This window comes from Lentzea aerocolonigenes (assembly GCF_000955955.1).
Taxonomy (GTDB): Bacteria; Actinomycetota; Actinomycetes; order Mycobacteriales; family Pseudonocardiaceae; genus Lentzea; species Lentzea aerocolonigenes_A.
The window spans coordinates 23251-30209 of record NZ_JYJG01000316.1 but is presented as its reverse complement, the minus strand read 5'-3'; the positions used below and the strand labels follow the sequence as shown (position 1 = coordinate 30209).

At 68.2% G+C, this 6959-nt stretch carries 5 protein-coding genes; 3 read left to right on the top strand and 2 right to left on the bottom strand.

The genetic code is table 11. The features are described 5' to 3' along the window. Window positions 1–95 precede the first annotated feature (95 nt). On the bottom strand, window positions 96–3089 hold the full coding sequence (locus UK23_RS35045) for a UPF0182 family protein (protein WP_045316034.1): 2994 nt from the start codon (window positions 3087–3089) through the stop codon (window positions 96–98). 94 nt (window positions 3090–3183) lie between these two features. On the opposite strand from UK23_RS35045, the gene UK23_RS35040 reads away from it, so the two are divergent. Together UK23_RS35040 and UK23_RS35035 are read left to right on the top strand one after the other, a co-directional pair. After that, window positions 3184–3723 (top strand): PPA1309 family protein, encoded by a 540-nt coding sequence (locus tag UK23_RS35040; protein ID WP_045316033.1) that lies wholly within the window; start codon window positions 3184–3186, stop codon window positions 3721–3723. Window positions 3724–3850: 127 nt separating this feature from the next. Further along, window positions 3851–4417: a hypothetical protein gene (locus UK23_RS35035; protein ID WP_045316032.1), complete on the top strand. Its 567-nt coding sequence runs from the start codon at window positions 3851–3853 to the stop codon at window positions 4415–4417. 5 nt (window positions 4418–4422) lie between these two features. Here the strand turns inward: UK23_RS35035 and UK23_RS35030 are convergent, their stop codons facing one another. Next, on the bottom strand, window positions 4423–5502 hold the full coding sequence (locus tag UK23_RS35030) for a PDZ domain-containing protein (protein WP_045316031.1): 1080 nt from the start codon (window positions 5500–5502) through the stop codon (window positions 4423–4425). Between the two features lie 44 nt (window positions 5503–5546). Between UK23_RS35030 and UK23_RS35025 the strand changes: the two genes are divergently transcribed. Next, a complete protein-coding gene (locus UK23_RS35025) occupies window positions 5547–6854 on the top strand; it encodes a zinc-dependent metalloprotease (protein WP_045316030.1) in 1308 nt (435 codons plus the stop codon). Window positions 6855–6959: the final 105 nt, after the last annotated feature.

The window sequence follows — 6959 nt, the reverse complement described above, 5'->3', positions numbered from 1 at the left end:
CTGGGTTATGAGCCCAGCGAGCTACCGAGCTGCTCCACCCCGCGTCGGTAATTAGAACCCTACGCGGGGGGAGCGGCTAATTGCAAATCGGGTGGTCAGCCCGACGGAGTGGGGCTGGTTGGCGCTGTCGACGGGGCTGAAGGAGCCCCGGTGTTGTACTGCTTGAACCTCTTCGACGCGTCGTCCAGCTTCTGGTACGCCTGGCCGAGCGCGGTGAAGTCGCTGTTCTGCTGCGCCTTCTTGATGTCGGCGAGCGCCGAGTCGATGTCGTTGATCGCCTTCTGCAGGTCAGGGCTCAACGACCCGTTGGTCGGCGGCGGGGTCGACGGCGGCGTGGAGGTCTGACCGTTGCCGTTGTTGTTGTTGCTCTGCGGCGGCACGACCGAACCGGTGCCGCTGAGCACCTGCTCCAGCGCCTCGCTCAACGTCGACGCGTACCCGACCCGGTCGCCGTACCAGACGAGGACCTTGGACAGCTGCGGATACGAGGTGTTGTTGGACGCGCGCTCGATGTACACGGGTTCGACGTACAGCAGCGCGCCACCCACGGGAAGCGTGAGCAGGTTGCCGTAGACGACCGTCGTCTTCTGCTGTGTCAGCAGGTTGAGCTCGCGGCTGACGTTGTCCGACGTGAGGAACTGGGTCTGGATCTGCTGCGGGCCCTTGGCGTCGGTGTTGAGCTGGAGCACGTTGATCTTGCCGTAGTTGTCGGGATCCGACCCCACGGACACGTAGGACGCCATGAACTCGCGGTTCTCGCGCACGAGCGGGCTGGTCAGCTGGAAGCGGACCTTGCTCGCGTCGGTCGGATCACCGGCGAGGACGTAGAACGGCGGCTGGGCGTCCCTGCGCTTGTTCGCCGCGTCCTGCTGGGCCTGCGCCGTGGTCACGTTGTCGATCGTCGGGTCCTGCGGCGGCGCCCAGTAGGAGACGCCGGAGTAGAAGTCCGACGGGGACTGCACGTGGTACTTCGACAGGATCTGCCGCTGCACCTTGAACAGGTCCTCGGGGTAGCGGAAGTGCGACCGCAGCTCGTTCGAGATGTCGCTGGCCGGCTTGACGGTGCCGGGGAAGACACCCATCCATGCCTTGAGGACCGGGTCCTTCTCGTCGATCGCGTACAGGCTCACCGAACCGTCATAAGCGTCCACAGTGGCCTTGACCGAGTTGCGGATGTAGTTGACGGGCTTGTTGATCTGCGAGACGACCACGCCGTCCGCGGTGAGCGAGTCGTTGGTCGCGTCGCTCAGCGGGGTGCGCTGCGCGTACGGGTAGTTGTCGAGCGTGGTGTAGCCGTCGACGATCCACGTGATGCGGCCGTTCACCACGGCCGGGTACGGGTCGCTGTCGACGGTCAGCCACGGTGCGACGGCCTGCACGCGCTCGCGCGGGGTGCGCTTGAACAGGATCTTCGAGTCGTCCGCGATCGACTGGTTGAAGAGGATGTTCCGCTCGCCGTAGTACGCGGCGAACGCCAGCTTGTTGAGCAGGCTGCCGACCGGGACACCACCGGCACCGGTGTAGCTGTAGGACTTCGCGTCGGTGTCGTACTCCGCTGCCGAACCCTGCGGCCGGCCGCCGACGATCGAGTAGTCGTTGGTGCCGAACAGCTCGCCGTAGTAGGTGCGCGGCTGGTCGACCTTGATGCCGTTGTCGGCGTTGCGGACCGAGCCGTCCGGCGCGACCTCACCGGTCTTGAAGTCCGGGTAGCCGCCGTTGGTCTGGTCGGCGTCCGCGTTCACCTTGTTCGCCTCGGCGTAGACGAAGCCGTTGCCGTGCGTGTAGATGAGGTGCTGGTTGATCCAGTCGCGCTGACCCTGCGGCAGGCTGTCGAGCTTGAGCTCGCGGACGGCCACGATGTAGTCGCGCAGCTTCTCGTCCACTTTGTACCGGTCGACGTCGAGCTTGTTCGGGAACCCGTAGAACGGCCGCAGCTGGGTGAACTGTGTGAAGGTCCGCGACAGCACGGCGGGGTCGAGCAGGCGGATGTTGCCCAGGGTCGCCGCGTCGTTGGTCTTGATCTGGTCGTTCGTGACGGTCTGCTTGCCCTCGTAGGGCTTCGTCGAGACCTTGTCGTCCGTCAACCCGAACGACTGCCTCGTCGCCTCGATGTTGCGGGTGATCGACTGGGCTTCCTTCTGGATGGCGTTCGGCTTGACCGAGAACTGCTCCAGCACCGCGGGCCACGCCGCGCCGACGAGCACGCTCGACAGCACCAGCAGGACGGTCGCGATGGCGGGCAGCTGCACGTTGCGCATGAACGCACCCGCGAAGAACGCGATCGCGCAGAACACCGCGATGCACAGCAGGATCAGCTTGGCCGGCAGCACCGCGTTGAGGTCGGTGTAGCTCGCGCCGACGAACTTCTCGTTCTCGTGCAGCAGCAGCTCGTACCGGTCGAAGAAGTACGCGACCGCCTTCAGCAGCACGAACGAGCCGGCGACGAGCGCCAGGTGCAGCCGTGCGGGCCCGGAGAGCTGACCACCGCGACCGGCCAGCCGGATCCCGCCGAAGAGGTAGTGCGCGATCACCGCGCCGATGAACGACACCGCCGTGACGACGAACAGCCACGACAGCACCCACTCGTAGAACGGCAGCTTGAACGCGTAGAAGCCGATGTCGTGCCCGAACTGCGGATCCGTGATCCCGAACGGCTGGGCGTTGAGGAAGAGCTGGATCTGCTGCCAGTCCGCCTGCGCCGACGCGCCCGCGATCAACCCGACGAACACCGGGATGCCGATCGCGAACAACCGCATCCGCCGCATCACCACGGTCCGGTACCTGGCCACCGGGTCATCGGGCCCCGACACCGGCACGAACACGGGCCGCGCCCGGTACGCGAGGTACAGGTTGAGCGCGACGATGCCGCCGACCACGACCCCTACGGCCAAGAACAGCACCAGGCGCGTGAGCAGCACTGTGCTGTAGACGTTGCGGAAATTCACCTCGCCGAACCACAGCCAAGTCACGTAGGTGTCGAGCAGCCGCGATCCCGTGATGAGACCGAACAGGAGCACAACTCCGACGATGAGCAGTATTCGGCTGCGCCGGGACAGTTTCGGCAGTCCGACCGGAGGCCGTGTGGCCACGAGGCACGCTCCTGGATCGCGGAATTTCAATACGTACGTTTAGTCCAACTCTACGGACGACGCCCTGGGTTCCCGTGAAGTCCGCAGTCTTACGATGACACGCGTGTCAGCGAGTGAAACGCCAGCGGTCATCCTCCCGACGGTCGCCCGCGAGGTAGAGGAGTTCGTATCGGCAGGCGGCTGGGAGCAGCCCCCGCAACTCTTCGCCCTCGTGGCCACCTCAGACCTGATCGCCCAGCAACCGGAGCTGCGGGACCAGCTCGACGCCGAGTCGTCCCCGCTGACCCCGATCGCCCAGGATCCCCTCCAGGGTGACTTGGGCGAGGCGCTGGCGGGCATCGAGTGGCCCCCGACCGTGACCGGCTGCGCGCTGGCCCAGGAGATCGTGGTCCTGCCCCCGGAGGCGGAAACGGAACTGAGCCACGGCGAGCTGGACGACGAGGCCGCCCGCAGGTTCGCCGCCGAACACCCGGCCCGCCGCGAGGCCCGCCTGGTCGCCGCCGTGCTGCGCGACGGCTCGGTCTCCTGCGTGCTGCGGCTGCGCGGGACGGTCGAGGTGCCGGAGGAGGTCGTCGAGCACCCGGAGCTCGCGCCCAACCTCACCGACGCCCTGCTCGCCACGCTGCGGCCCTGATCGTCATCTGTCCAGGCTGACACAGCCCCGGAGCTTGATCGCGCCGGGGCTGTGATCTGGTGTGTCCGCTTCCCGCGAACACCGATTTCGGTGGCCGGAAGGCGAGACGGTTGTCTACGGTCCCGCCATGTCCGTCGATCTCTGGGCCACCATGCGCGCGCCGATCTCCCTCATGGACCTCGTCGTCGGGGCACGGGAGACGACGGGGCTGCTCCTGGGTGTCGACGATCCACCTGTCATCGAGGTCCTGGTGGACCGGCAGTGGAGCGGCGACGAGCTCGTGCACCCCGGCCGTCGCCTGGCTGCGTCCGAACTGCGGTCCGAGGTCGTCGGCGAGCACCCCGGCGAGGTCGACACCTCGGCGCGTCGCTGGTTCCGCTTCGCGATCTCGACCGGCGACGGAGCGTCGGCCGTCGCGTTCGACCACGTCGACCCGTCCTTCAGGCCGGACCGCACTTGCGCGGGTGTCGTGATCGCGACCGCGCTCGCACTGACCTGTGCAGTACGAGGCGGCGGCGAGTTCGTCGACATCAACATCTTCATGCTGGAGCCGCCGGAGTCCGATCCCGAGCGGGTGATCGAACTGACGCGGCTGCCGGACACCGGACAAGACTTCATCCGGCGGTGCGAGCGCTACATGCGCCAGTTCGCCAACCAGAACGGCTGGCCGCCGGACGTGAGCAGCGCGAGCTGACCCGTTCAGCAGGCCGGCGTCTCCTTGCCCGCGTTCAGCGCGTCCAGCGACGACACCGCGTCCTTCAGGTTCTCGACCTTGATCAGCTTCAGGCCGTCCGGCGCCTGCTGCTTCGCGTCCTGGCAGTTGGCCGACGGCACGAGGAACGCCGTCGCGCCCGCCTCCTTGGCCGCCACCATCTTGAACGCGATGCCGCCGATCGGCTTGACCGTGCCGTCGCCGGTGATCTCGCCGGTGCCCGCGATGGCCTTGCCGCCGTTGAGCTCGCCGGGCGTCAGCTTGTCGACGATCCCCAGCGCGAAGATCAGGCCGGCGGACGGGCCGCCCACGTCGGACAGGCTGATCTTGATTTTGAACGGCACGTCGGCGCGGTCCACCGGGAGGATGCCGATGAAGCCCGCCGGGCGGCCGTCGTCACGGGTGCCGAGGGTGAGCTGGGTCGACTTCGAGGTGCCGTCCTTCTCGAACGCGACCTCGATGTGGTCGCCCGGCTTGGTGTTCTCCAGGGCGGCGCTCACGTCGGCCGCGGTCTGCACCTGCTTGCCGTTGACCGAGATGATGCGGGCGCCGAGCGGGATGACGTTCTCCGCGGGGCTGCCCTTGGTCACCTGGTTGGCGATCACCTTGCCCGGATAGCCGAGGTAGTGCAGCGCGGCGACCTCGGCTGAGGTCTGCGACTCGCTGAACGCGAGCTCGTTGTTCTTCTGCACCTCCTCCTCCGACTCGCCGGGCTTGAAGAACTCCTCGCGCGGCGCGAGGGCGTAGCGGCCGGACAGCCACAGGCCGAGAGCGCCGAAGAGCGACACGTCGTCGGTGAGCGAGACCGTCGTCATGCGCAGGGTTCCGTTGGTGGGGAAGGTGTTCTGGCCGTCCACCGAGACGACGTCGGTGTCCTTCACCTTGCCGAGCACGTCGTAGGTCGGGCCGGGGCCCAGCGCGACGTACGGGACTCTGGCGAAACCGCCGAGCAGTCCGAGTGCCGCCACCACGAGGAAGCTGACGATCAGCGTCCACGTCCGGCGTGTCAGTCCGCGCTCCCTCGGCGGGGGCGCGGGAGCGGGTGCGGTCGTGACGGTTTCACTCACGGCTGAACAGCGTACGACCATGTGGATCCGCGTACGGTAGAGGCATGAGTGACGTGCCGTTCGGGTTCAGCCCGCACGACCCCGACGACAAGAGCGGGAAGCCGGGAGACAACCCGTTCGACTTCAACCAGCTGGGCAACATGTTGAGCCAGCTGGGCTCCATGCTGAGCAACGCGGGGTCGTCGAGCGGGCCGGTCAACTACGACCTCGCAAAGCAGATCGCGTTCCAGCAGCTGTCGTCGTCCACGACCACGATCGGGTTCGCCGCCGACCAGTCGAGCGCGGTCACCGACGCCGTGCACCTGGCCGAGATGTGGCTGGACCCGGTCACGTCGCTGCCCGCGGGCACCCGCACGACCCAGGCGTGGACCGCGCGCGACTGGATCGAGCGCACGATCCCGACCTGGCAGCGCCTGTGCGACCCGGTCGCGCAGCGCATGTCCGGCGCGTGGGTCGAGGCGATGCCCGCCGAGGCCAAGCAGGCGGCGGGTCCGCTGCTGGCGATGCTCGGTCAGATGGGCGGCATGGCGTTCGGCTCGCAGCTCGGCAACGCGCTGGCGCAGCTCGGCTCCGAGGTCCTCACCTCGACCGACGTCGGCCTGCCACTCGGTCCCGAGGGCACGGCGGCACTGCTGCCCGCGAACATCGAGAAGTTCACCGAGGGCCTGGAGCGCCCCGCCTCCGAGGTGATGGTGTTCCTCGCCGCCCGCGAGGCCGCTCACCAGCGCCTCTTCACGCACGTGCCGTGGCTGCGGCAGCGCCTGCTCGACACCGTCGAGGAGTTCGCCAAGGGCATCAAGGTCGACACCTCGGCCCTGGAGCAGCTCGCCGGCCAGATCGACCCGTCGAACCCCGCCTCCATCGAGGAGGCCATGGGTTCCGGCCTGCTCGAACCGCAGACCACCCCGGAGCAGAAGGCGGCGCTGACCCGCCTGGAAACGCTCCTGGCCCTGGTCGAGGGCTGGGTGGACGTCGTGGTCGACTCCGCCGTGGCCGACCGCCTGCCCGGCGCTCCCGCGCTGCGCGAGACGCTGCGCCGCCGCCGTGCCTCCGGTGGCCCGGCCGAGCAGACGTTCGCGACTTTGGTCGGCCTCGAGCTGCGCCCGCGCAAGCTGCGGGCCGCGTCGGCGCTGTGGAAGCTGATCGGCGACCAGCACGGCGTCGAGGTGCGCGACAGCGTCTGGGAGCACGCCGAGCTCGTCCCCACCGCGGAGGACCTGGACGACCCGCTGGAGTTCGCGGAACGCCTGACCAGCACCCGCAAGGCCCTCGAAGACCCGATGGCCGAGCTCGAACGCACCATGCGCGAGCAGGACGGCGACAAGCCGGAGGACGGCAAGACGGACGACTAGATCCAGGCGAACAGGCGGCCGCGGCACCAGCCACGGCCGCCTGTCGCGCACGACCGGCCACGCTCGCCGGCAGCTCACCAGCCCGACCGAGCCGGGCAGGAAGCC

What these genes read in the sequence shown, in the direction of transcription:
- UK23_RS35040 (WP_045316033.1), top strand. Translation starts at nt 3,184, where the DNA reads ATGACACGCGTGTCAGCGAGTGAAACGCCAGCGGTCATCCTCCCGACG.
- UK23_RS35035 (WP_045316032.1), top strand. Translation starts at nt 3,851, where the DNA reads ATGTCCGTCGATCTCTGGGCCACCATGCGCGCGCCGATCTCCCTCATG.
- UK23_RS35025 (WP_045316030.1), top strand. Translation starts at nt 5,547, where the DNA reads ATGAGTGACGTGCCGTTCGGGTTCAGCCCGCACGACCCCGACGACAAG.